This is a genomic window from Mycolicibacterium sp. lyk4-40-TYG-92 (assembly GCF_030209435.1).
Lineage (GTDB): Bacteria > Actinomycetota > Actinomycetes > Mycobacteriales > Mycobacteriaceae > Mycobacterium.
Genome location: NZ_JARVRX010000034.1, coordinates 1 through 1,366 on the forward strand (window position 1 = coordinate 1; position 1,366 = coordinate 1,366).

Sequence of the window (1,366 nt, forward strand, 5' to 3'; positions counted from 1 at the left end):
GTGCCCCTGTCGGACTTCGGTTGATGGGTGACGGATCTGTTTCGGTTGATCCTTGACACTCGTGTTGTTGGTTAGGCCTGTTCGCGGGTGCGGCAGGCCTTCTTGTTTCGTACCTCGCCGGTGCTGTTGCGGGCAGCGGTTTTGACCAATTGCTCACCGACCCAGAACCGCAGCAGGTCCCCATCGACGTGTACGTCGCAGCGTTGTCCGGCCCAGTGCCTGCCGATGCTGACCTGCTGCCACGACACGCACACCACCCCGTTGGTGGTGACTCGCCGCGAGACCCAATCTGAGCCCTGACGTTGGTGTTCACGTGCTGCCTTGGACGTCGACGGCGCGGCCGCCGGCGCTGACGCGGTGAACCGCGAAGCCGGGGTGGCCATCTTCAGCGACTGGTGCGGACGGGTGGTGTTGTACTCAAGCACCCATGCATCCAAGGCCCGCTGCGCCGCGTTCAGAGTGGGGAAAGGTGCTGCCGGGGAAAGGAATTCGGCACGCAGGCTGCGGTGGAACCGTTCGATCTTGCCGGTCGTGGTCGGCGAGCGTGGCTGGGTCAACAAGTGCTCGATACCGTGCTCACGGCAGATCGCATCAAAGAGCACCTCCACCGGTGGGTGATTGAACCGGCCGGTGAACACCTTGCCGTTGTCGGTCAAAATCTGCTCCGGAGACCCATACCTGCCCATCGCATCGCGCAGCCCGTCGCACACCGCGCGGGTGCGTTCGCGTGCCATCAACCGAGCGCACACGCACATCCGGGAGTGGTCGTCGATCCCGGTCAAGGCTTTGGCGCTGGTTCCGTCGGCCAGCGGGAATCCGCCGACGACATCCATCTGCCACAACTCCATCGGCGCGCCCCGTTCCCAGCGTTTCCACTTGCGTGAGCGCCGATCGCGCAGTGCCGGGTCGATCAAACCGGCCCGTACCAATGCCCGGTAGACCCCCGATTCCGACGGCACCGGGGACACCTGGCGTTTGGTCAGCTCAAACACCAGTCGCCGCGGCCCCCAATACGGGCGTGAGCGCCGCAACTCCACGACCGCCGCCTCAACCTGCGCCGGCATCTGATGCGGACACGACACCGGCCGATGCGACCGATCAACCAAACCGTCCAAACCCTCGGCCTCATACCGGGCCAACCAGCCATGCACCGTCTGGCGCGACACCCCAGCCTTCTCGGCCGCCTGCGTCACTGACAAACCATCACTGATTACCGCCAGCACCGTCTGATACCGCTGCTCAGCCACGCTCAACTCCCTCATTCAGGGAGTGTCAAGGATCAACCGAAGTAGATGTAAAGCATCAGCCGAAACACTGTCGCCCATCACCCGAAGACCAAACGTCAAGCATCACCCGACGTCATACA

General features: G+C 63.6%; 1 protein-coding gene. It reads right to left on the minus strand.

Annotated features, from left to right (window positions below; all coding sequences use genetic code 11):
* Positions 1 to 71: 71 nt before the first annotated feature.
* Positions 72 to 1,262: an IS481 family transposase gene (locus QRN63_RS29615; RefSeq protein WP_285034595.1), complete on the minus strand. Its 1,191-nt coding sequence runs from the start codon at positions 1,260 to 1,262 to the stop codon at positions 72 to 74.
* Between the last annotated feature and the right edge of the window lie 104 nt (positions 1,263 to 1,366).

What these genes read in the sequence shown, in the direction of transcription:
- QRN63_RS29615 (WP_285034595.1), bottom strand. Translation starts at nt 1,262, where the DNA reads ATGAGGGAGTTGAGCGTGGCTGAGCAGCGGTATCAGACGGTGCTGGCG.